Origin of the sequence: Aestuariivirga sp. (assembly GCF_047602625.1) — a bacterium.
Lineage (GTDB): Bacteria > Pseudomonadota > Alphaproteobacteria > Rhizobiales > Aestuariivirgaceae > Aestuariivirga.
In genome coordinates this window covers 712,552-734,135 of sequence record NZ_JASGGV010000001.1, presented here as the reverse complement: position 1 = coordinate 734,135, position 21,584 = coordinate 712,552, and the positions used below count along the sequence as shown (strand labels likewise).

Sequence of the window (21,584 nt, the reverse complement as noted above, 5' to 3'; positions counted from 1 at the left end):
TGATGGCGGAGGCGATCACAAAAATGTTTTTGCCGCCGCACCATGGGCGGCGCGCAAGGCGGCGACATCAATCCCCACCGGCATTCCGTCAATCACCGTCCACCGGCCGCCAATCATCACGCGGTCAGCCCTGTGTGCGCCTGAGAGCACAAGACCTGCAATGGGATCGCCCACGCCGGAGAAGCGCAGTTCATCCAGTGTGTAGAAGGCCAGATCGGCTTGCTTGCCGAGGGCAATCTCTCCGATGTCATCCCGCCCAAGGCAGCGTGCCGATCCCTTGGTGGCCCAGCGCAAGGCATCGAGATGAGAAATGCTGGCTTCGTAAGTCAGGCGGTTGATCATCAGCGCGTGGCGGACATTCTCTATGAGGTTTGAACTGTCGCTCGAGGCCGATCCGTCAACGCCCAGGCCCACCGCCACACCCGCCGCCTCAAGATCGCGCGTGCGGCACTGGCCGGACGCCAAGACCATGTTGGAGGCAGGGCAATGGCACACGCCCAATCCATGGCGTCCCATGCGGGCGATTTCTTCATCCGAAAAGTGAATGCCATGGGCCAGCCATGTCCGATGGCTAAGCCAACCCGTTTCTTCGAGATAATCGAGCGGCCGCATGCCGAAATTGGCCATGCAATAGGCGTTTTCATCTTCCGTTTCGCCGAGATGGGTGTGCAGGCGGCAATCATGTTTCTCCGCCATCTCGCCACAGGCACACATCAGGGACCTTGTGACGGAGAAAGGCGAACAGGGCGCCAGCGCCACTTGCACCATGGCGCCCTCCCCCCGCTGGTGATAACGGCCCAGCACGCGCTCGCAGTCGGCGAGGATGGTGTCCTCGTCCTGCACCACGCTGTCTGGCGGCAAGCCACCGTCCTTTTCCGAGAGATTCATGGACCCTCGTGTGACCGTGAGGCGGATGCCCAGCGCCCTCGCCTCCTCCACCTGCACATCCATCGCGTCACCAAGCCCGGCGGGAAAGAGATAGTGATGGTCGGATGTGGTGGTGACGCCCGACATCATGAGTTCAACCAGCGCCAGCCTTGTGGCCAGCCGGTGCGCTTCCGGGGTCAACCGCTGCCACACCGGATAAAGCGCCCGCAGCCAGTGAAACAGATCCTTGTTGATGGCGGCGGGATGGGCGCGCGTCAGCGTCTGATAGAAATGGTGATGGGTATTGACCAACCCCGGCAGCATCACATGGCGTGAGGCATCGAAAATCTCGTCGATTGCAGCCGCGGGCCGCTTGCCCGCCGCCACGCATTCCAGAATGCGGCCTTCCCGCACCACGATGCCGCCGCCCGCGTTTTCGGCCAGAATGGCCAGCGGCGACTTGATGAAAACGCTTGCCACCGGGGACTCCTTGCGGGGGTTGAATTGCCCTTCCACTTCAGGCCACAATACATGGCACGGGCCGGGAGAGGCTGCCAAGCGGCGCCCTTCAAGAGTGCCCACAGGGAGAGACAGACATCATGAGATTTACCGCACACCTCCTCGTGTCCGCCATTGGCCTGATGGCCGCCGCAGGTATTGCTGGCGCGCAGGAGATGAAGAAGGAACTGGGCGCCGGCGAAGGCCAGGTCGATATCGTGGCATGGCCCGGCTACATCGAGCGCGGCGAAAGCGACAAGGCCTATGATTGGGTAACCGGTTTCGAGAAGGCGACCGGCTGCAAGGTGACGGTGAAGACAGCCGCCACTTCCGACGAGATGGTCACGCTGATGAACCAGGGCGGCTTCGATCTCGTTACCGCCTCGGGTGATGCTTCGCTCCGTTTGGTGGCTGGCAAAAAGGTGCAGCCCATCAACATCGATCTCATTCCCAACTGGAAGAACGTGGATGACAGGCTGAAGAGCGCGGCGTGGAACACGGTGGATGGCGTTCACTATGGCACGCCCTATCAGTGGGGGCCGAACGTGCTGGCTTATAACACCACCGTCTTCAAGGAGCCGCCCAAGAGCTGGTCCGTGGTGTTCGAGGAACAGACTCTGCCGGACGGCAAGAGCAACAAGGGGCGCGTGCAGGCCTATTATGGCGCGATCTATATTGCCGATGCCGCGCTTTACCTCATGAAGCACAAGCCGGAACTGGGCATCAAGAACCCTTATGAGCTGAACAAGGACCAGTTCGCCGCCGCAATCGACCTGCTGAAGGCCCAGCGCGCACTCGTCGGCCGGTATTGGGGCGATGCCGCAGTGCAGGTGGATGACTTCAAGAACGAGGGCGTGGTCGCCTCCTCCTCATGGCCCTATCAGGTGAACCTGCTGCAGGCCGACAAGAAGCCCATCGCTTCCCTCGTTCCGGAAGAAGGCGCGACGGGCTGGTCGGACACCACCATGATGCACGCCAATGCCGCCCATCCCAACTGCGCCTATCTATGGATGAACCATTCGCTCGAACCGAAGGTGCAGGGTGACGTTGCCGCATGGTTCGGATCGGTTCCCGCCGTGCCTGCTGCCTGCAAAGGCAACGAGTTGCTGACGGATACGGGTTGCGAAACCAACGGCTTCAGCATGTTCGACAAGATCTGGTTCTGGCGCACCCCCATCGGCAAATGCGAGAACGAAGGCACTTGCGTGCCCTATTCGCAATGGGCCAAGGAATATATCGCCGTGCAAGGCCAGTGATCTTGTTGTCCTTCCTCCTCGCGGGGGAAGGGCACATCAAACATGACAGCAGCCGTTTCCTTCCAGCACGTCTCCCGCCACTTCGGCAGCGTCCGGGCTGTTGATGACGTGAACCTCGACATTGCCGAGGGTGAATTCTTCGCCATGCTCGGGCCTTCGGGCTCGGGCAAGACGACATGCCTTCGGCTCATCGCCGGTTTCGAGCAGCCAACCTCCGGTCATATCGAAATCTTCGGTGAAACGGCGGAGGGCCTGCCGCCCTATCGACGCAATGTGAACACGGTGTTTCAGGATTACGCCCTGTTTCCCCATATGACGGTGGGCGAAAACGTGGCTTACGGGCTGATGATCAAGGGCGTGGCGCGGGCGGACCGCGAAGCACAGGCGCGCGATGCCCTCGCCATGGTGAAGCTGAAGGATTTTGGGGCGCGCCGGCCGGGGCAGCTTTCGGGCGGCCAGAGGCAGCGCGTGGCGCTGGCACGCGCGCTGGTGAACAAGCCCAAGGTTCTTCTTCTCGATGAACCGCTCGGCGCGCTTGATCTGAAGCTCCGCGAGCAGATGCAGGAAGAACTGAAGTCGCTGCAAAAGCAGCTTGGCATCACCTTCGTGTTCGTGACGCATGATCAAGGGGAAGCCCTCTCGATGGCTGACCGCGTGGCGATTTTTAACGACGGCAAGATCGTGCAGGCGGGTTCTCCTTCGGATGTTTACGAGCGTCCGCGCTCGCGTTTCGTCGCCGATTTCGTCGGGTCTTCCAATGTGCTGTCACCGGAATTTGCCGCTGCGCATGGCGGCTCAAATTCATGGACGAGCCTGAGGCCTGAGAAAATCCGTGTGCTGACGGATGAGAAGGCCGTGCCGGTGGGAAGCGGTGCGGCTACAGGTATTGTGAGTTCGGTCCAATATCAGGGGCCGGTCACACGCGTCGTCGTCGATGTCGAAGGCACGCGCCTTGCTGCCGCCGTTCCAGCGGGAAGTGCTGACATCCGCGAAGGCCAGACGGTTCATCTCACCTGGCCCAGGGCGGCGCTTGTCGCCATGGACGGGGCGTGATGCGCGCGGCGCTAGCGGACTTTTTCTTCCGCCGTCCCGGCTTTCTGACACTTGCCCTGCTGTTGCCGCCGCTGTTGTGGATTGGCGTCGTCTACATCGGCTCGCTTCTCGCGCTGCTGCTGCAGAGCTTCTATTCGCTCGACGACTTCTCGGGCCTCATCATCCACGAATTCACGCTGTCGACCTATGCGAAGCTTCTGGAAGAGTCGAATTTCTTCATCATCCTGCGAACCATTGTCATGGCGGCTGCGGTGACAATGGCCGCGGCGCTGATCGCCTTTCCCATCGCCTATTATGCGGCGCGTTATGCCAAAGGACCGGCCAAGGCGCTGTTTTATCTGGCGGTGATGATGCCGCTGTGGTCGTCCTATCTGGTAAAGGTCTATGCGTGGAAACTCATCCTCGCCAAGGAAGGCATCATCACCTGGATAGCGGATAAGCTGCATTTGGGCTGGGCGCTGCGATGCCGCTGCTGGCAACGCCGGTGATCGGCGGGCCCTCGCTGTCGTTCAGCTACATCGGCACATTTCTCGTCTTCGTCTACATCTGGCTTCCCTACATGATCCTGCCGGTGCAGGCATCGCTGGAACGGGTGCCAAAAAATTTCATCGAGGCCTCCGCCGATCTCGGCGCCCATCCCGGCCAGACATTCCGAACGGTGATTTTTCCATTGGCCCTGCCCGGCATCGTGGCGGGATCGATCTTCACCTTCTCCCTCACGCTGGGCGACTACATCGTGCCGCAGATTGTCGGCAATTCGCGGCTGATGATCGGCCAGGCCGTCTATACGCTGCAAGGCACGGCGGGTGATATTCCGCTGGCCGCCGCCTTCACCGTGGTGCCGATGATCATCATGGGGCTTTATCTCGTGATGGCCCGCCGCATGGGAGCCTTCGATGCGCTCTGAAGCGGGGTGGGGTTTGAAGCTCGGCGCCATCGCAGGCCTTTTGTTCCTGCACCTGCCGCTCGCCTCGGTGTTTCTCTATGCCTTCACCACAGAAGACCGCAGCTTCCAATTCCCGCCGCCCGGCCTCACGCTCAAATGGTTTTCAACCGCCTGGTTTGACCGGCCAGACATCTGGCCGCCGCTCTATCTCTCGCTCAAGGTGGCTGTCATCGCCACCATACTGGCACTGATTTTTGGCACGTTGGCCGCTGCCGCGCTGGCGCGGGCGAAGTTCTACGGCAAGGATTCGGTATCGCTGCTGTTCATCCTGCCGATCGCGCTGCCCGGCATCATCACCGGCATTGCACTCCGCTCGGCTTTCGACATCGGCGGCATCCCGTTCTCGACCTGGACGATCGTGCTGGGCCACGCGACCTTCTGCATCGTCGTGGTTTACAACAACGTGCTGGCCCGCTTCCGCCGCACCTCGCAGAGCATGATCGAAGCCTCGATGGATCTGGGGGCCGACGGCTTCCAGACCTTCCGCCATGTGGTGCTGCCGCAGATCGCTTCTGCCCTTTTGGCGGGCGGCATGCTGGCCTTCGCGCTGTCTTTCGATGAGGTGATCGTCACCACCTTCACGGCAGGCCAGCAGGCGACCTTGCCCATCTGGATGCTGAACGAACTGATCCGCCCGCGCCAGCGCCCGGTGACGAATGTCGTCGCCATCATCGTGATCGCCGTCACCTTCGTGCCGATCCTGCTCGCCTATTATCTCACGCGCGAAGGCGAACACACGGCGGGTGCGGGAAAATAGCCGGAGCGGCATGAACCGCTCCGGCCACGGCGCAGGAGCTATTTTTTCTTTGCCGGTTTCTTCGCGGCCTTCTTTGCAGCAGGCTTTTTCGCCGCTGCTTTCTTGGCAAGTGCCTTCTTGGCGGGCGCTTTCTTCGCAACCGGAGCCTTGGCGGGAGCGGCGCTCTTTGCGGGCGCTTCGTCCTTCATACCGCTCACCACACTGGCAAAGGTCTCGAAGAATTCCCCCGCCAGTTTCCGCGATACGGGATCGATGAAACGTGCGCCCATGGTGGCGAGTTTGCCCGCCACCTGTGCATCCACGTCATAGATGAGCTTCGTGCCTTCGGGCACCGTTTCGAGCTTCACGTCCGCGCCGCCCGAGGCATTGCCCGCGAAGCCGCCGCTGCCCTGCCCGCTGATCCGGTAGGAGATGGGCGGGTTGAGATTGGAGAGCTTCACCTTGCCGTTGAAATTCACCTTCAACGGCCCGAGCGCCACCGTCACCGTGGCTTCCATATCCGTGTCGGAATGCTTGGTGATCGATTTGCAGCCGGGGATGCACTGCTTGAGCACCGCCGGATCGTTGAGCGCCTTCCATACCGTCTCGCGTGAGGCGGGTATGATTTCTTCGCCGGATAGTTTCATGTTTTCGTCCTCCCAAAGCGGGAGCATCTTAGGGCGCAATATCGCCGCGTTTCCACTGTTCCTTCGTCGCAAGGCGGAAATCGGCGAAGCGTCCGGTCTCGATTGCATCACGGATGCCCTGCATGAGCGACTGGTAATAGGCGATATTGGCCCAGGACAGCAGCATCATGCCCAGGAGCTCACCCGAGCGGATCAGGTGATGCAGATAGGCACGGGAATATTGCGACAAGGCCGGGCAAGGATGTTCCGGGTCAAGCGGGCGTGGATCGTTCGCATGTTTGGCGTTGCGCAGGTTGATCTTTCCGAAGCGCGTGAAGGCTTGCCCGTGGCGGCCTGAGCGCGTGGGCATCACGCAATCGAACATATCGACGCCCCGCGCCACGGATTCGAGAATATCTTCCGGCGTTCCCACGCCCATCAGATAGCGCGGCCTGTCCTGCGGCAGATACTGTTCCGTCAACTCGATCGTGGAGAGCATCAAGACCTGCCCCTCGCCCACCGCCAAACCGCCGATGGCGTAGCCTTCAAAACCGATTGAACGCAGGCCTTCCGCTGACAGCCGCCGAAGCCGCGCATCGGTGCCGCCCTGCACGATGCCGAAATTGCCCCGGCCCGGCTGTCGTCCGAAGGCAATGCGCGAACGCTCCGCCCAGCGCAACGAGAGTTGCATAGCCTTTTCGGCGTCCTTCTCCGTGTGCGGAAATTCGATGCACTGGTCGAGCTGCATCTGGATATCGGAGCCCAGCAATCGCTGGATTTCCATGGCGCGCTCGGGCGAAAGTTCGTAACGCCTGCCATCAATATGCGACTGGAACAGCGCCGCCTGCTCCGTGATCTTTCTGATCTTCGACAGCGACATGATCTGGAAGCCGCCGGAATCGGTGAGGATCGGATGCTCCCAGCCGATGAATGTGTGAAGCCCGCCCAGCGCCGCCACCTCTTCAGCGCCCGGCCGCAGCATCAGGTGATAAGTGTTGCCGAGGATGATGTCCGCCCCGGTTCCTTTGACCTGATCGAGGTAAAGGCCCTTCACGGTGCCCACCGTGCCAACTGGCATAAAAGCAGGCGTACGGATATCACCGTGCAGCGTGTGCACCGTCCCACGCCGCGCCGAACCGTCTGTCTTGTGGAGGGTAAAGGAGAATTCCGCCGTCATGGCGCGGGGAATAGCAGGCTCGCATCGCCATAGGAATAGAAGCGATAGTTCTGCGCGATGGCATGCGCGTAGGCGCTTTTCATCCGCTCCAGCCCGGCAAAGGCCGAGACCAGCATGAACAGCGTGGATTTCGGCAAGTGGAAATTGGTGATCAGCAGATCGACGGCACGGAAGCAGTATCCCGGCGTGATGAAAATATCAGTAACGCCGGAGAATGGTTCGAGGCCAGAGGATTCGAGCAGGCGCAGCGAGGTGGTGCCCACCGCCACGATCCGCCCGCCCTTCTCGCGCGCCGCCTTGAGCCGTTGGATGGTCTGGGCGCTGACCGTGCCCCACTCGGCATGCATCTTGTGATCTTGCGTGTCATCAGCCTTCACCGGCAGGAAGGTGCCAGCTCCAACGTGGAGCGTTACGAATTCTCTTGCTATTCCAGCTTCTTGCAATGATCTCATGAGAGATGGCGTGAAGTGAAGACCGGCTGTGGGAGCGGCCACGGCACCCTCTTCACGGGCAAACATGGTCTGATAGTCGCGCTGGTCCTGCGCATCGGGCGTGCGTTTTCCAGCAATATAGGGCGGCAAGGGCATCTCGCCCACGGCGGCAATCGCTTCATCCAGAATGGGCCCCGAGAAATCAAAGGCCAGCGTGACCTCACCCATCTCGCCCTTGGCTTCCACGGTGGCCAAAACCTCGCCCAGCAGGCAGACCCGGCTCTCACCGCCGAAGCGGATGCGGTCGCCCTGCTCCAGTTTCTTGGCCGGTTTCACGAACGCCCTCCAGCGCGAGGCGTCCAGCCGCATGTGCAGAAGCGCAGCGATCTTGGGCTCCGTGCCGCCCCGGCCAAACCGGTGTCCGTGCAATGAGGCGGGAATCACCTTGGTATCGTTGAACACCAGCACATCACCCGCGCTGAGCAACGACGGAAGATCACCAACGGTGCGATCCTCCAGGACTTCCGGCTTTACCAAGAGCAGCCTGGCACTCTCGCGCGGCGAGGCCGGGCGCAGTGCAATCCGCTCCGGCGGCAAATCGAAATCAAAATCGGATACGCGCAATTATGGCCCCGAGCAGCTCACCGGCCATGCGCCTTCGTTCACAATGCGAAGCACGCCGCCGTAGGCGCTATCCTCCCCCTCGCTCGCAGTGAAAATCCGAAGTTGACCCACCTGCGCGCCGTCATTGTCAGCCACGTCGATGAGGGTCATGTCGGATGTCTGATAGGCCTGCGATACGGCGACGGAAATGCCCTGCCCCTTCTTGTTCGACCATGTCTTCTTGCCCACCGAGATATTCACGGTGTCAACCGCGACATAGTCGGTCAATCCCAGCAGCACATTCATTTCCGCCTTGCCGCCTTCGGCGGCGCAGTTCAGCCATTCAGTGGCCAGTGCGGGCGAAGCCGTGAGGACTGGAAACCACAACAATGCGGCGAGGCGCTTCATGTATTGTTCCCTTGCAAAAAAAAGGGAGGCTTTCACCTCCCCCCGTTCACTTGGCGTCGGCTGCCACCTGGGCCTTGAGGATCTTATCGGGCTCTCGCACCGGTTCGCCGCGCTTGATGCCATCAACCACGTCCATGCCATCCGTCACCTTGCCCCACACCGTATATTGGCGGTCAAGGAAGCCGGCATCGCCAAAGCAGATGAAGAACTGGCTGTTGGCCGAGTCCGGATTCTGCGAGCGCGCCATGGAGCATACGCCGCGCTGATGTGGCTCTTTCGAGAACTCCTGCTTGAGGTTCGGCTTCTTGGAGCCGCCCATGCCGGTGCCGGTCGGGTCGCCGCCCTGCGCCATGAAGCCCTCGATCACGCGATGGAACACTACATTGTCGTAGAAGCCTTCACGCGCCAGCTCCTTGATGCGTGCCACGTGATTGGGAGCCACATCGGGCCGGAGCGCGATGGTCACGCGGCCCTTGGGCTCGCCTTTGGAATTTCCGATATCGAGATAGAGGGTGTTTTCGAGGTCAGCCATTACTTCACCATTACTTTGATCATCTTGTCAGGGTTTTGGGGCGGCTCGCCGCGGGTAATCTTGTCAACGCAGGCCATGCCCTTTTCATCCACCTGCCCCCACACGGTATATTGACCATCGAGGAAGCCGCCGTCGGCGAACATGATGAAGAACTGGCTGTTGGCGGAGTTGGGATCACTGGAACGCGCCATGCCCACGGTGCCGCGGGCAAAATGAGCCTTGCTGAATTCGGCCTCAAGATTGGGCTCGTTGGAGCCGCCCATGCCAGTGCCGGTCGGATCGCCGGTCTGCGCCATGAAGCCATCGATCACGCGATGGAACACGATGCCGTCATAGAAACCAGACTTTGCCAGTTTCACGATCTGCGCCACATGCTTGGGCGCCAGATCGGGGCGAAGCGTAATGTCGAACGAGCAGTTCTTGCTGGTTTCGACGGTCATGGTTGTGTCGGCAGCAAGGGCTGGGGAAGCGAGGCCGGCGGCGAGAAACGCCGCGAAGCCGAAGGTCTTGAGCATGAAAAACTCCGGTTGCTGGTCGGGGTGGGTTAGTGGCGTGCGCCACCTTAAAAGTCAATGCGGCGGCTTTTTGAGGGCCGCGGCCACTGCCGCCTGCGCTTCCCGGGGGATGAAGAGGCTTACATCACCGCCCATACGGGCGATCTGTTTCACCAGAGACGACGCAATCATCCGGGTGGCGGGTGATGCGGCGAGGAACACGGTTTCAATGTCGGGCGCCATGGCTCCGTTCATCTGCCCCATCTGCACTTCGTAGTCGAAATCCGAGGCATCGCGGAGACCGCGCACGATCAACCCCGCATGGTGATGCCGCGCCGCGTCCACGGCCAAACCATCAAAGGTGGCAAAGGCGATCTTGAGGCCTGTATGTTCTGCTATCGGCTTCGTCACCTCTTCTAGCAGCCGAATGCGGGTATCGGCATCGATCAGCGCCTGCTTGCCGTGGTGAACACCCACGCCCAAAATCAGCTTGTCGACGATCCGCGCCGCCCGGGCGATGATATCAAGATGCCCATAGGTGACGGGATCGAAAGAACCCGGATAAAAGCCAGTGCGCGCCATGGTGCGAGTATCGGCCTAGCGGTGCTTCAGCGCAAGCCATACGCCTCCGGCCGTCAGGCAGATGCCGCTGATGATCTCGATGGCGCGGATGCGGGAGCGTGACAGCCACTGACCGGCCCTGCCCGCCGCCAGCGCATAGAGCGTGTCGCCGACAAGGGCTATGCCTGCGAAGGTGAGACCGAGAATCACCACCTGCTGCGTATAGCCCGCTCCCGGCACCACGAACGGCGGGATGAGCGCGCCAAACAGCACCAGCATTTTCGGGTTCGACATGATGACGATAAAACCCTGCAGGAAAAAGCTTCCGCCCGGCCTCGCCCGCTCCGTTGCCACAGCCAGATCGCCCTTGGAGCGCAGCAGCTTATAGCCCAGCCAGATCAGATAGGCCGCACCCGCATAGCGCAGGATATCAAAATAGACGCCCATCACCTGAATGGCGGCGCCGAGCCCAAGCGCCGCGATGGCGAGCCAGATGGCGACGCCCGCCTGCGTGCCCGCCACATTCAGAAGCCCGGCCCTCGCACCATAGCGCAGGCTGTTGGCGATGATCACGGTCACCGTTGGCCCTGGCACGAAAGCGAGGGCTGCGGCAGCGGTGCAGAAGGCGATCCAGTTCTCGATGGTCATGGGTGGTCCTCCCGGCACCATGAGCCATAAATCCACTGGAGCATTCAAGTCCCATCCGCTTTCACATCAGGCAGAACGGACCTTATATGCTCGCCCAGGACCCGCGCCGCGCGCGACGGCTGGGGATCAGCGAATTCAAGCGTGATGCCGATTTCCGGAAGCGGCGGCAGGCCGTCCGACAGGATGTGGAGATCAGGCGGCACGGCCAGCCGCGTCAACACGCTGATGGCATGGCCAGACCGCGCAATGGCGATCAATCCTGCAAGACTGTTGCTGGCAAAGGCGATGCGATAGCGCCGCCCCATGTTTTCCATGGCATCACAGGCAGCGCGATGATCGACGGTCGAAGACGCTGATAGCGCCAGGGGAAGAACCGGATTCCGCAGGATGGCGGGGCTTTCTTCATTGCCAACCCACACCAGATGCTCACTGCGGATCGCCCCGGGCCCCTGCGCGTCTGGCAGCGACACCAGCGCCATCTCCACTTGCCGCCGGTGAAGAAGCGGGCGGAGATCGCTGGTCGGCGCGCAGATCATGCGCAATTCCACGTTTGGATTGCGGGCGCAGAAGCCTTTGAGAATCTGCGGCAGGAAAGCGATCGAATAATCTTCCGGGCAGCCGAAACTCACAGAACCCGCCAAGCCCTCGCCCCGCATGTCGGATAAAATTTCATCGTGACGCGCCAGCAGTGTCTCGGCATGAATGAGCATCCGCTCACCCGCCGTCGTCAGCCTGACGCCCGATCCGCTCCGGTGCAGGAGCGGCTGGCCGATCATGTCCTCCAGCCGCCGCATCTGCATGCTCAACGCCGATTGCGTTCGGCCTACTTGCTGGCAGGCGGCGCTGATCGAACCCGTGCGGGCGACAGCCGCAAAGCTCCGGAGCAAAGTGAGATCAATATCCGGCATGGCATCAATTCTACGAATACCGGAATAGACAAATATCAATTTGTCTTGTGGCGCAAGCGCGCTTAGCAATGAGCCATCATTTCACGGAGCCGCTGCATGACACTGAACGCCGATCCCAATTTCTGGGTGCCCGCCAACAAGCATCTCACCCGCTATGGGCCGAGCTTCGAGGATGTCATCATCGAGCGCGCCGAAGGCAGCTTCGTCTATGACGCCGACGACAGGCCGATCCTCGATTTCACGTCCGGCCAGATGAGCGCCGTGCTGGGCCATACGCACCCTGACGTGGTGAAAACCGTGGATCTTCAGATGAAATCCGTCGCACATCTGTTTAGCGGCATGCTTTCGCGCCCGGTCGTCGAACTGGCGTCCCGCCTTGCCGCGCTCGCCCCGGGGCTGGACCGCGTGCAGCTTCTCTCGACCGGCGGCGAATCCAACGAAGCCGCCATTCGCATGGCCAAGCTGGTAACGGGCGGACACGAGATCGTCGCCTTCGCTCAAAGCTGGCATGGCATGACAGGCGGTGCGGCCTCCGCCACCTACAGCGCCGGCCGTCGGGGTTATGGCCCCGCTGCAGCCGGTTCTTTCGTGATCCCGGCTCCCAATTCCTATCGCCCGCGCTTCAAGCATGCTGATGGCTCGCTCGACTGGAAATCCGAACTGGATGATGCATTCGAGCTGATTGACCGGCAATCCACCGGCAACCTCGCTGCCTTCATTGCCGAGCCCATTCTCTCCAGCGGCGGCATTCTGGAGCTGCCTCCCGGCTATCTCGCGGCCCTCAAGAAGAAATGCGAGGAGCGCGGCATGCTGCTGATTCTCGATGAGGCGCAGACCGGCGTGGGCCGCACCGGCCATATGTTCGCCTTCCAGCGCGATGGCGTGACGCCCGATATTCTCACCCTGTCCAAAACGCTTGGTGCGGGGTTACCGCTGGCTGCCGTGATGACCACGGCGGAGATTGAACAGAAGGCGCATGAGAAGAATTATCTGTTCTACACCACCCATGTCTCCGATCCTCTGCCCGCCGCCGTGGGTGTGACGGTGCTGGATGTGGTGGCGCGCGACAATCTGGTGCAGCAGGCCATCACGCGCGGCGACAGGCTGAAAAAGGGGCTGCAATCGCTTCAGCAGCGGTTTGAATGCGTGGGCGATGTGCGTGGCCGTGGCCTGCTTCTGGGCCTTGAGGTCGTTACCGACAGGCACAGCAAGAAACCCGGCTTTGAATTGGGCGCCAAGATCATGGATGAGGCGATGAAGCGCGGCCTCAGCATGAACATCGTCAAATATCCGGGCATGGGCGGCGTCTTCCGCATCGCGCCGCCGCTCACCGTCTCGGAGGCTGAGATCGATCAGGGCCTCTCGATCATGTCGGACTCAATCAAGGCGGTGGCGCACTGACGGGGAAGGCATCAGCCTTCCTCGCCGCCGCTTTCTTCCTCGCTGACGCTCTCGACTGATACGACGTGTTCGTCCTCCGCCGTGTCGATGAGGATCACACCCTGCGTCGAGCGCCCGGCCTTGCGGATGTCATGAACGGGGCAGCGGATGAGTTGCCCGCCATCCGTCACCAGCATGATCTGGTCGCTCTCCTCCACCGGGAAGGAGGCGACGAGCGGGCCATTGCGGTCATTCACCGCCATGGCGACGATGCCTTTGCCGCCGCGGCCCGTGAGCCGGTATTCATAGGATGAGGTGCGCTTGCCATAGCCGTTGGCAGACACAGTGAGGATCACCTGCTCGGCCGCGCCCATCTGGGCAAAGCGTTCCTGCGACAAAGCCGTATCGGCGACAGCCTCCTCGTCAGAGCCGTTCTCCTCAATTTCCTCGCCCGCCACAGCGCGCGACATCTTGAGGAAGGCGGCGCGTTCCTCGCTGGACGCCTCCATGTGGCGGATGATCGCCATGGAGATCACTTTGTCGCCGCCCTCAAGCCGGATGCCGCGCACGCCGGTAGAATCCCTGCCCTTGAAGACGCGCACATCATCCACGGCGAAGCGGATGCACTGGCCCTGGGCTGTGGTCAGCAGCACATCATCCGTGGACGAACAAATTTCGACGCCGGCAATCTGGTCGCCCTCGTCCAGCTTCATGGCGATCTTGCCGGCACGATTGATGCTCTCGAAATCCGAAAGTTCATTCCGCCTCACGCCGCCCGAGCGGGTGGCGAACATCAGCTGCAGCGCGCCCCAGCTCTTTTCATCCTCGGGCATCGGCATGATGGTGGTGATGCGCTCATCCTGCGCCAGCGGCAGCAGGTTGATCAGCGCCTTGCCGCGCGCCTGCGGATTGCCCACCGGCAGGCGCCAGACTTTGAGCCGGTAGACCATTCCCGCGCTGGAGAAGAACAGGATCGGCGTGTGGGTATTGGCGACGAACAGCTTGGTGACGAAATCCTCATCGCGCATCTGAACGCCCGCCCGGCCCTTGCCGCCGCGGCGCTGGGCGCGATAGGCGGAGAGCGGCACGCGCTTGACGTAGCCAGCGTGGCTCACCGTCACCACCATATCCTCGCGCTGGATCAGGTCTTCGTCCTCGACCTCACCCTCATTGTCTATGATCTCGGTGCGGCGCGGCGTGGCGAATTCGGCCTTCACCGCCGCCAGCTCTTCCTTGATGATGTCCAGCACGCGGGCGCGCGATCGCAGGATGTCGAGATAATCGGAGATTTCCTTGGCCAGCTTTTCCAGCTCTTCGGCTATCTCGTCCCGGCCAAGAGCCGTAAGCCGCTGCAGGCGGAGATCAAGGATGGCGCGCGCCTGTTCTTCGGAAAGCCTGTAGGTTCCATCCGCGGAAAGCCCATGGCGGGGATCTGCAATCAACGCGATCAAGGGTTCCATGTCGCGCGCCGGCCATGTGCGCGACATCAAGGCCTCGCGCGCTTCGGCAGCGTCCTTGGAGCGGCGGATCAGGGCAATCACTTCGTCGATATTGGCAACGGCGATGGCAAGGCCGACCAAAACATGCGCACGGTCGCGCGCCTTTCCGAGCAGGAACTTGGTGCGCCGCGTCACCACCTCTTCGCGGAAGGCGATGAAGAGTTGCAGCAGATCTTTCAGCGTCAGCATTTCGGGGCGGCCGCCCGAAAGCGCGATGTTGTTGCAGCTGAATGTCGTTTGCAAAGCGGTAAAGCGATAAAGCTGGTTCAGCACGATATCGGGCACGGCGTCGCGCTTGATCTCGATCACCACCCGCATGCCCTGCCGGTCGCTTTCGTCACGGATGTCGGAGATGCCTTCCAGCTTTTTCTCGCGCACCAGCTCCGCCATGCGCTCGATCATCATCGCCTTGTTCACCTGATAGGGAATTTCGGTGATGATGATGGCTTCGCGGTCCTTGCGGATTTCCTCTACCGCCACGCGTCCGCGCACGATGATGGACCCGCGGCCCGTATGCGCCGCCGATTTCGCACCGCTGCGGCCCAGGATGATTCCGGCGGTCGGGAAATCCGGCCCCGGCACGATGTCGATCAGTTCATCGATGCTGATGGCGGGGTTGTCGATCACCGCGAAGCAGGCGTCGATCACCTCGCCCAGATTATGCGGCGCCATGTTCGTGGCCATGCCGACGGCAATGCCGCCTGAACCATTGACCAGCAGGTTTGGATATTTCGCCGGGAGAACCGTCGGCTCGCGGAACTCGTTGGAGTAGTTGAACTGGAAATCGACGGTATCCTTGTCGAGATCGTCGAGCAGCGGCATGGCTGATTTGGCGAGACGGCATTCGGTATAGCGGTCGGCGGCCGGAGGATCGCCATCGACGGACCCGAAATTGCCCTGACCGTCGATCAGCGGCAGCCTGAGAGAAAAATCCTGCGCCATGCGCACCAGCGCGTCATAAATCGCCAGATTGCCGTGCGGGTGATACTTACCCATCACATCGCCGACAACGCGCGCCGATTTCTTGTAAGCCTTGTCCGGCGTGAAGCCGTTTTCATCCATCGTATAGAGAATGCGCCGGTGAACGGGCTTCAGGCCGTCTCGCACGTCAGGCAGCGCGCGGCTGACGATCACGCTCATCGCGTAATCGAGATAGCTCTTCTGCATCTCCTCTTCGATGGAGATCAGAGAAATTTCGGCGGGATTGGCGGGAGGAACGCCGCCAGTCTTGTCGTCGTTATCGGCCACGGAAAACCTTTGGATTGACCCTTGCAGGGCCTGCCGTTTTCGGGGCTTCGAACCCACGATTCGGAAGGCCTCTCACTTTAGAGGCGAGGTCTCGCCGGGGCAACGAAAAGCCGCTGATTTCCCGCAAAAAATGCGGATTTTTGGCAAGCGTTTCTAGAACGGAACCTCGTCGTCCAGATCGCGCGTGAAGCTTTGCGATTTGCCGCCGCCGGGGTTGCCGCGCGGGCGGTCCATGGGGCTGGACTGGCCGAACTCGTCTCCACCGCCACCATAGGAGGATGAGCCCTCGCCCGGGCGGCCGCCCAGCATGGTCAGTTCGCCACGGAAATTCTGCAGCACCACTTCGGTGCTGAACTTTTCCACGCCGTCCTTGTCGGTGTATTTGCGCGTCTGGAGCTGGCCTTCGATATAAACCGTCGAGCCCTTTTTCAGATATTGCTCGGCCACCTTGGCAAGGTTCTCGTTGAAGATCACCACGCGGTGCCATTCCGTGCGCTCCTTGCGCTCGCCGGAATTCCGGTCCCGCCAGGTTTCGGAGGTAGCGATCGAGAGATTGACGATCGGCTTGCCATCCTGCGTGTGGCGCACCTCCGGGTCACGGCCCAGATTGCCCACCAGAATGACCTTGTTGACCGAACCCGCCATGACGCTTCTCCCCAAATCTGGCGCAACCCTAGTCTTTCAGACCAGCCGTTTCACGCTAAGGTACGATTTATCCACACCCTATATGTTCGTTATTTGTTCTCATTGCAAGAGGAGTTCCCATGCTGAAGCCGATCCAGACGCCCAATGCGCCCAAACCTTTTCCAACTATTCACAGGCCGTGGAGGTGGAGGCAAGCGTCCGCCTGCTCCATGTGGCGGGGCAAGTCGGCGTCACGCTCGAGGGCGTCATCCCCGACGATCCGCAGCGCCAGCATGAACTGGCCTGGGCGAATGTTCTGGCAATTCTCAAGGCGGCGGGCATGTCGCACGAAAATATCGTGGATGCCCATGTCTTTATCACCGACCGCACCCATATCGGGATTTACCGGGAGGTCCGCGACCGGATTCTCAAAGGCCACCGGCCAGCGGCAACGCTTTTGGTGATTTCTGGCCTGGCCGACCCGCGGCTCGTAGTGGAGGTTGCAGTTGTGGCAGCGGCCCCGGCCACATGAGCCGGAGCCGCTGGAAACCTGGTGTCTCAGCCGCGGAAGATGCGGCCGAGGAAGGACGGACGCTTTGCATCAGAGCGCTCCTTCGCAGTTGCAACATGACGCGGCGACTTAGCATCCTGCATCATGGCAGTGTTGTAAACATTTGAATAAGTTTCAATTACCCAGTTCATTGTCAAACTCCTTTGTGTTCTTCTTGTGTGATCGGAATATGGCTGTTTCGCTCTTGCAACACAAACGGCAATAATCTACGCTCCCTGTAACAAAAACTTACAGGCTTGTGATGGCCAGACGTCTCCCCTCACTCAATGCGCTGCGCGCTTTCGAATCGGCGGCCCGGCATGAAAGCTTCACCGATGCGGCGGGCGAGCTGTTCGTGACCCATGCCGCGATCAGCCGCCATATCCGCGATCTCGAGGATTGGCTGGGCACGGAGCTGTTCACCCGCACCGGACGCGGCGTGGTGCTCACCGATGCCGGACGGCGCTTCGGCGGCAAGCTTACGCCCCTTTTCGATGCGATGGCGGACGCCACGCGGGAAGCGGCTGCGGTGGGTGACGCCCGGCAGCTCAAGGTCACGGTTGAACCTTCGATCGCTTCGCGCTGGCTGGTGCCCCGGCTGGGCAACTTCAACACGCTTCATCCCGATATCGAACTGTCGATCGATCCGGACTCAAAGTTCGCCGATTTCCGGTCCGGCCAGGCCGATGTCGGCATCCGTTATGGACCGGGGGGATGGGATGACGTTGACGCCGTGAAACTCACTGACGCGGTGATCTTTCCCGTCTGCGCGCCCAAGCTGATCGCCGATGCGCCGAACCTGCAGCCTGCTGATCTCGCGCATTACAACCTGCTCCATGAATCGCGGAAGGAATGGTGGGCCGACTGGCTGCAGGCGGCGGGAGTTGCGGGCGTGGAAGACTGGCGGGGGACGGTGTTCCAGAACCATCTCGCCATCGAAGCCGCCGAGGCCGGACAGGGCTTTGCGCTCAGCGATCAGATTCTGGCCACCGACTCCCTTGTGGAAGGCTGGCTGGTGAGGCCGTTCAATTTCGACATGAAAGACCATTGGCACTACTGGATCGTGCGCGCCAAGGGACAGAAGGAATCGGCCCCTGCCCGTTCCTTCCGCGAATGGCTGATGGCGGAGATGGTGGATACCAACCGCAAGTTCGCGGCAATAAAGAATGCGTCGAAAACTCCGGTGCGCGAGTTGCGCGGCACGCCGCCAGCCTCTAGCGTCCCCTGATATTCATCCGGATTCGCCCATGGCCCGCAAGCTCTACGACTGCATGAAATGCCCCGGCTACTGCTGCTCCTATCCCGTCATCGAGGTGAAGGACCGCGACGCCGCGCGCATTGCCAAGCACTTTGGCCTCACACTGGCACAGGCGGAGAAGAAGTTCTTCAAGTCTGCCCATGGCTACAAGCGTATCATGCGCCGCCAGAAGGATGAGCATTACGGAAAGATCTGCCAGTTCTTCGACACCAAGGAGCGGCGCTGCACCATCTACCTCGCACGCCCCTCTACTTGCCGCATTTTCCCCGGCGAAGGCCATTGCGGCTATTATGATTTCCTGAAATTCGAACGCGCCGGCCAGGAAGACGAAACCTATATCTCCACCACCAACCACTCAGGCAATTGACCGCATCCGGTAATCGGAGTTCGGGCCTTGACCCGCTTTTACGACCACGCCTCAAACGCTGTCCGCCTTATCTATGAAAAACGCATCCATACGCCGCCGATTCTGAATACCGAAACGGATTTCCCCCACGCGACCCTCTATGCGCAAAACTGGCGGGCCATCCGGGATGAGGCGCAGGCCCTCCGCACCGACCGCATGCCGCGTTTCCACGACATCATGCCGGAACAGGCCGATATCTCCGCCAATGACAACCGCGATTGGCGGATGTTCATCCTCAAGGCCTATGGCATTGAGGTTCCTGAAAATATTGCGCGCATGCCCAAGCTGGCCGGTATTCTGAAACAATGTCCTGAGGTTCTCTCCGCAACCATTTCAGTGCTCGCGCCGCACAAACATATCCCCCGCCACCGCGGTCCCTTCCGCGGCATCATGCGATTCCATTTGGGCTTGCAAATCCCCAAACAGGATGAAGGAACCCCCGCAACTTTGATGATGATCAATGACCGGGAGTACCGGATTTCCGATGGCGAAACGCTATTGTGGGATGATACTTTTCCGCATGAGGTGATAAACCGGTCAAGCCAGCCGCGCATGGCGCTGCTTCTCGATGTCTGGCGCCCCAACCAGCCGCTCGACATGGCAATCCTCTCGCATGCGATCATCGGCGCCGTCAGGGCTGGCATGCGTTATCGCGGCGTGTCCTTTACCGGCTGATTGGCCGGTCCTAAAAGCGGCTCACCATGACAGAGCCCACCATCAATTTTCTCCGCCTTGCCGATCTTTCACCCGAAAAGCGCCAGCAGCTTCTCACCCGCACCGAAGGCGATCTCTCGTCTTATCTCGAGAAGCTGAAGCCGATCATCGAAGCGGTGCGCGAACGGGGAGACGAAGCGCTCGCCGAATTTGCCAACCACTTCGACAAATCCCCCGTCACGGCAGATACGATTGCCGCGACGCCTTCCGATTTCGCACGGGCAAAAAAGGAATTGGAGCCCGATGTTGTGGCGGCGATCGGCTATGCCGCCGCCAATATCCGCAAGTTTCATGAAGAACAGAAGCCGGAAGAAATGTGGATGGAGGAAATCAGCCCCGGTTCCTTCGCGGGCGACCGGTCGCTGCCCATCCCCTCCGTCGCCTGCTACATCCCGCGCGGCAAGGGCGCATTCCCGAGTTCGGTGATGATGACCTGCATTCCCGCCAGCGTGGCGGGGGTTCCCGATATCTGCATCATCACGCCGCCCGGCCCCGATGGACATATCGATGCGGCAACACTGGTGGCGGCGGAAGCCGCTGGCGTATCCAAAGTCTATAAGGCGGGCGGCGCGCAGGGCATCGCTGCTGTGGCCTTCGGCACCAAAACCATTGGCCGCTATGCCAAGGTCGTCGGCCCCGGCTCGCCCTGGGTGGTGGCGGCGAAGCGCCTGCTGGCCGGCCGCATCGATACAGGCACGCCCGCAGGCCCCAGCGAGGCCATCGTCTTCGCGGATGGGACGACCAGCGGAAAACTCGCGGCGCTCGACCTGCTGATCGAAGCCGAGCATGGGCCTGACTCCGGCGCCTTCATCGTCACCACCAGTGAAGAGGTGGCGCGCGATGCCTTGGCCGCCATCCCATACTATTGGAAAGAGATGGGCGAACAGCGGGTGAGTTTCACCCGCGCCGTCCTCACCTCTGATCGCGGCGGTATCCTGATCGCCAGAGACGCTGAAGAGGCCTTCGCTTTCATCAATGATTATGCGCCAGAGCATTTGCAGGTGCTCTCCAAGGAGCCGAAAAAATACCTGCCGCTGATCCGCTACGCGGGCGAAGTGCTGCTGGGCGAATACTCACCTTCAACACTTGCCAATTTCGTAGTCGGTCCTAGCCATGTGCTGCCCACGGGCGGATGGGCCAAGACATTCTCCGCTCTCTCCGTACATGATTTCATGAAGCGGACGTCCATCGTCGAGGTCACCCGGGCGGCCTATGCCTCGCATGCCAAATATGCGGGCGTGATCGCGCGCTATGAGGGCTTCGATGCCCACGCGAATGCGGTATCGAAATTGCGCGACAAACTCCTCGGTAACTGATGTCGCTCGGCGTTCTCCTCGCCGTCCTCTTCGCCGCGATGATGCACGCGGTCTATCATGCCATCGTCAAGACAGGCGGCGACAAGATTGCCGCCATCGGTTGCATCGCCACCTTTGAGGTGATTTATGGCGCGATCGGTTCAATGATCTTTGCGCCGCCGCCCTTGGCCGCGTGGGGCTGGCTTCTCGGCGCGGTGGCATTGCAGACCGTCTATCGCTTCTTCACCTGCTATGCCTATCGACTCGGCGACCTGAGCCAGGTGATGCCGCTGGCCCGCGGCACCGCTCCCCTGCTGGTGACGGCCGGTTCGGCAATCTGGCTGCATGAAACGCTCACCATAGGACAGTTCTTCGCCATTTTCCTGATCACCGCCGGCATCATGACGCTGGCGCTGTCACGCAATTCGCGGGGCCGCATAGATCTTGCGGCCGGTGGCGTGGCGATTGCGTCTGGCGTGGCGGTTGCCGCCTATTCGATCTTCGATGGCGTAGGTTCCCGCATTACCGGAAATTCCGGCAGCTATGTCTGGTGGCTCACGCTCACCGGCGGCTTCGCCTTCCTGATCCCGGCCCTGATCCTCCGCCCGCGCGCCATCGCGGAAACATTCCGCACCCGCTGGTACAGCGGGCCGCTGGGCGCCGCATTTTCCGCCGCCACCTACTGGATCGTCATCTGGGCCATGACTTGGGCGCCTATCGGCATGGTGAGCGCGCTCCGTGAGACAACGGTGATTTTCGCGGTCATCATCGGTATCGTAGTGTTGAAGGAACGCCCCGGCCCGGTGCGCCTCACGGCTGTCACGGTCACCGCGCTCAGCATCGCGCTTTTGAAACTTGCGGCATAG

Annotated in this window: 23 protein-coding genes and 1 pseudogene; 11 read left to right on the top strand and 13 right to left on the bottom strand. The window is 61.1% G+C overall.

All coding sequences use genetic code 11. The annotated features are described in order from the left end of the window. Positions 1-15: 15 nt before the first annotated feature. Positions 16-1,347: an 8-oxoguanine deaminase gene (locus tag QM694_RS03785; protein WP_415005604.1), complete on the bottom strand. Its 1,332-nt coding sequence runs from the start codon at positions 1,345-1,347 to the stop codon at positions 16-18. 161 nt (positions 1,348-1,508) lie between these two features. Between QM694_RS03785 and QM694_RS03780 the strand changes: the two genes are divergently transcribed. From QM694_RS03780 to QM694_RS03765, 4 genes and pseudogenes are all read left to right on the top strand, one after another. After that, entirely contained in the window at positions 1,509-2,621 is a 1,113-nt protein-coding gene (locus QM694_RS03780) for an ABC transporter substrate-binding protein (protein WP_415005765.1), read from the top strand. A 42-nt stretch (positions 2,622-2,663) separates the two neighbouring features. After that, on the top strand, positions 2,664-3,674 hold the full coding sequence (locus QM694_RS03775) for an ABC transporter ATP-binding protein (RefSeq protein ID WP_415005603.1): 1,011 nt from the start codon (positions 2,664-2,666) through the stop codon (positions 3,672-3,674). Beyond that, a pseudogene (locus QM694_RS03770) lies at positions 3,674-4,581 on the top strand (ABC transporter permease). The gene QM694_RS03775 and the pseudogene QM694_RS03770 overlap by 1 nt, the downstream one beginning before the upstream one ends. After that, the gene (locus tag QM694_RS03765) at positions 4,571-5,377 is read left to right on the top strand and encodes an ABC transporter permease (protein ID WP_415005602.1); all 807 of its coding nucleotides are present in this window, start codon (positions 4,571-4,573) and stop codon (positions 5,375-5,377) included. The pseudogene QM694_RS03770 and the gene QM694_RS03765 overlap by 11 nt, the downstream one beginning before the upstream one ends. 38 nt (positions 5,378-5,415) lie before the next feature. Here the strand turns inward: QM694_RS03765 and QM694_RS03760 are convergent, their stop codons facing one another. The 9 genes from QM694_RS03760 to QM694_RS03720 form a co-directional block, all read right to left on the bottom strand. Then, positions 5,416-6,003: an SRPBCC family protein gene (locus QM694_RS03760; protein ID WP_415005601.1), complete on the bottom strand. Its 588-nt coding sequence runs from the start codon at positions 6,001-6,003 to the stop codon at positions 5,416-5,418. A 28-nt stretch (positions 6,004-6,031) separates the two neighbouring features. After that, a complete protein-coding gene (tgt, locus tag QM694_RS03755) occupies positions 6,032-7,159 on the bottom strand; it encodes a tRNA guanosine(34) transglycosylase Tgt (RefSeq protein WP_415005600.1) in 1,128 nt (375 codons plus the stop codon). Then, positions 7,156-8,214, bottom strand: a complete 1,059-nt coding sequence (queA, locus tag QM694_RS03750) for a tRNA preQ1(34) S-adenosylmethionine ribosyltransferase-isomerase QueA (RefSeq protein WP_415005599.1) — start codon at positions 8,212-8,214, stop codon at positions 7,156-7,158. Before queA ends, tgt begins: the two co-directional genes overlap by 4 nt. Further along, a complete protein-coding gene (locus QM694_RS03745) occupies positions 8,215-8,601 on the bottom strand; it encodes a hypothetical protein (protein WP_415005598.1) in 387 nt (128 codons plus the stop codon). A 46-nt stretch (positions 8,602-8,647) separates the two neighbouring features. Further along, the gene (locus QM694_RS03740; protein ID WP_415005597.1) at positions 8,648-9,133 is read right to left on the bottom strand and encodes a peptidylprolyl isomerase; all 486 of its coding nucleotides are present in this window, start codon (positions 9,131-9,133) and stop codon (positions 8,648-8,650) included. Then, entirely contained in the window at positions 9,133-9,573 is a 441-nt protein-coding gene (locus QM694_RS03735; protein ID WP_415005764.1) for a peptidylprolyl isomerase, read from the bottom strand. Before QM694_RS03735 ends, QM694_RS03740 begins: the two co-directional genes overlap by 1 nt. Before the next feature lie 129 nt (positions 9,574-9,702). Further along, the gene (gene coaD, locus QM694_RS03730; protein ID WP_415005596.1) at positions 9,703-10,209 is read right to left on the bottom strand and encodes a pantetheine-phosphate adenylyltransferase; all 507 of its coding nucleotides are present in this window, start codon (positions 10,207-10,209) and stop codon (positions 9,703-9,705) included. 15 nt (positions 10,210-10,224) lie between these two features. Next, positions 10,225-10,836 carry a LysE family translocator gene (locus QM694_RS03725; RefSeq protein WP_415005595.1) on the bottom strand — a complete coding sequence of 204 codons (612 nt, stop codon included), beginning with the start codon at positions 10,834-10,836 and terminating at the stop codon, positions 10,225-10,227. 44 nt (positions 10,837-10,880) lie between these two features. Continuing rightward, positions 10,881-11,744, bottom strand: a complete 864-nt coding sequence (locus tag QM694_RS03720; protein ID WP_415005594.1) for a LysR family transcriptional regulator — start codon at positions 11,742-11,744, stop codon at positions 10,881-10,883. Between the two features lie 96 nt (positions 11,745-11,840). On the opposite strand from QM694_RS03720, the gene QM694_RS03715 reads away from it, so the two are divergent. Further along, positions 11,841-13,145, top strand: a complete 1,305-nt coding sequence (locus QM694_RS03715) for an aspartate aminotransferase family protein (protein ID WP_415005593.1) — start codon at positions 11,841-11,843, stop codon at positions 13,143-13,145. Between the two features lie 11 nt (positions 13,146-13,156). Here the strand turns inward: QM694_RS03715 and gyrA are convergent, their stop codons facing one another. Then, a complete protein-coding gene (gene gyrA, locus QM694_RS03710) occupies positions 13,157-15,871 on the bottom strand; it encodes a DNA gyrase subunit A (protein ID WP_415005592.1) in 2,715 nt (904 codons plus the stop codon). 153 nt (positions 15,872-16,024) lie between these two features. Then, positions 16,025-16,516, bottom strand: a complete 492-nt coding sequence (locus tag QM694_RS03705; RefSeq protein ID WP_415005591.1) for a single-stranded DNA-binding protein — start codon at positions 16,514-16,516, stop codon at positions 16,025-16,027. On the opposite strand from QM694_RS03705, the gene QM694_RS03700 reads away from it, so the two are divergent. Beyond that, positions 16,515-17,027, top strand: a complete 513-nt coding sequence (locus tag QM694_RS03700) for a RidA family protein (protein WP_415005590.1) — start codon at positions 16,515-16,517, stop codon at positions 17,025-17,027. The genes QM694_RS03705 and QM694_RS03700 overlap by 2 nt on opposite strands. A 26-nt stretch (positions 17,028-17,053) precedes the next feature. Here the strand turns inward: QM694_RS03700 and QM694_RS03695 are convergent, their stop codons facing one another. Then, a complete protein-coding gene (locus tag QM694_RS03695; protein WP_415005589.1) occupies positions 17,054-17,197 on the bottom strand; it encodes a hypothetical protein in 144 nt (47 codons plus the stop codon). Positions 17,198-17,307: 110 nt separating this feature from the next. On the opposite strand from QM694_RS03695, the gene gcvA reads away from it, so the two are divergent. Genes gcvA through QM694_RS03670 form a run of 5 tightly spaced genes read left to right on the top strand, consistent with a single transcriptional unit; the run spans position 17,308 to position 21,584 of the window. After that, on the top strand, positions 17,308-18,273 hold the full coding sequence (gene gcvA, locus QM694_RS03690) for a transcriptional regulator GcvA (protein ID WP_415005588.1): 966 nt from the start codon (positions 17,308-17,310) through the stop codon (positions 18,271-18,273). Positions 18,274-18,292: 19 nt separating this feature from the next. Next, on the top strand, positions 18,293-18,670 hold the full coding sequence (locus tag QM694_RS03685) for a YkgJ family cysteine cluster protein (protein WP_415005587.1): 378 nt from the start codon (positions 18,293-18,295) through the stop codon (positions 18,668-18,670). 27 nt (positions 18,671-18,697) lie between these two features. Next, positions 18,698-19,384 (top strand): aspartyl/asparaginyl beta-hydroxylase domain-containing protein, encoded by a 687-nt coding sequence (locus QM694_RS03680; protein WP_415005586.1) that lies wholly within the window; start codon positions 18,698-18,700, stop codon positions 19,382-19,384. Between the two features lie 26 nt (positions 19,385-19,410). Continuing rightward, positions 19,411-20,739, top strand: a complete 1,329-nt coding sequence (gene hisD, locus QM694_RS03675; RefSeq protein ID WP_415005585.1) for a histidinol dehydrogenase — start codon at positions 19,411-19,413, stop codon at positions 20,737-20,739. Then, complete coding sequence (locus tag QM694_RS03670) at positions 20,739-21,584, top strand: EamA family transporter (RefSeq protein WP_415005584.1); 846 nt, start codon at positions 20,739-20,741, stop codon at positions 21,582-21,584. The genes hisD and QM694_RS03670 overlap by 1 nt, the downstream gene beginning before the upstream one ends.

Coding starts and splice junctions, on each gene's coding strand:
- QM694_RS03695 (WP_415005589.1), bottom strand. CDS start 17,197: ATGAACTGGGTAATTGAAACTTATTCAAATGTTTACAACACTGCCATG.
- QM694_RS03780 (WP_415005765.1), top strand. CDS start 1,509: ATGGCCGCCGCAGGTATTGCTGGCGCGCAGGAGATGAAGAAGGAACTG.
- QM694_RS03775 (WP_415005603.1), top strand. CDS start 2,664: ATGACAGCAGCCGTTTCCTTCCAGCACGTCTCCCGCCACTTCGGCAGC.
- QM694_RS03765 (WP_415005602.1), top strand. CDS start 4,571: ATGCGCTCTGAAGCGGGGTGGGGTTTGAAGCTCGGCGCCATCGCAGGC.
- QM694_RS03740 (WP_415005597.1), bottom strand. CDS start 9,133: ATGGCTGACCTCGAAAACACCCTCTATCTCGATATCGGAAATTCCAAA.
- QM694_RS03670 (WP_415005584.1), top strand. CDS start 20,739: ATGTCGCTCGGCGTTCTCCTCGCCGTCCTCTTCGCCGCGATGATGCAC.
- QM694_RS03715 (WP_415005593.1), top strand. CDS start 11,841: ATGACACTGAACGCCGATCCCAATTTCTGGGTGCCCGCCAACAAGCAT.
- QM694_RS03735 (WP_415005764.1), bottom strand. CDS start 9,573: ATGACCGTCGAAACCAGCAAGAACTGCTCGTTCGACATTACGCTTCGC.
- QM694_RS03685 (WP_415005587.1), top strand. CDS start 18,293: ATGGCCCGCAAGCTCTACGACTGCATGAAATGCCCCGGCTACTGCTGC.
- tgt (WP_415005600.1), bottom strand. CDS start 7,159: ATGACGGCGGAATTCTCCTTTACCCTCCACAAGACAGACGGTTCGGCG.
- QM694_RS03745 (WP_415005598.1), bottom strand. CDS start 8,601: ATGAAGCGCCTCGCCGCATTGTTGTGGTTTCCAGTCCTCACGGCTTCG.
- QM694_RS03700 (WP_415005590.1), top strand. CDS start 16,515: ATGACGCTTCTCCCCAAATCTGGCGCAACCCTAGTCTTTCAGACCAGC.
- QM694_RS03705 (WP_415005591.1), bottom strand. CDS start 16,516: ATGGCGGGTTCGGTCAACAAGGTCATTCTGGTGGGCAATCTGGGCCGT.
- coaD (WP_415005596.1), bottom strand. CDS start 10,209: ATGGCGCGCACTGGCTTTTATCCGGGTTCTTTCGATCCCGTCACCTAT.
- QM694_RS03760 (WP_415005601.1), bottom strand. CDS start 6,003: ATGAAACTATCCGGCGAAGAAATCATACCCGCCTCACGCGAGACGGTA.
- gcvA (WP_415005588.1), top strand. CDS start 17,308: ATGGCCAGACGTCTCCCCTCACTCAATGCGCTGCGCGCTTTCGAATCG.
- hisD (WP_415005585.1), top strand. CDS start 19,411: ATGACAGAGCCCACCATCAATTTTCTCCGCCTTGCCGATCTTTCACCC.
- QM694_RS03725 (WP_415005595.1), bottom strand. CDS start 10,836: ATGACCATCGAGAACTGGATCGCCTTCTGCACCGCTGCCGCAGCCCTC.
- QM694_RS03720 (WP_415005594.1), bottom strand. CDS start 11,744: ATGCCGGATATTGATCTCACTTTGCTCCGGAGCTTTGCGGCTGTCGCC.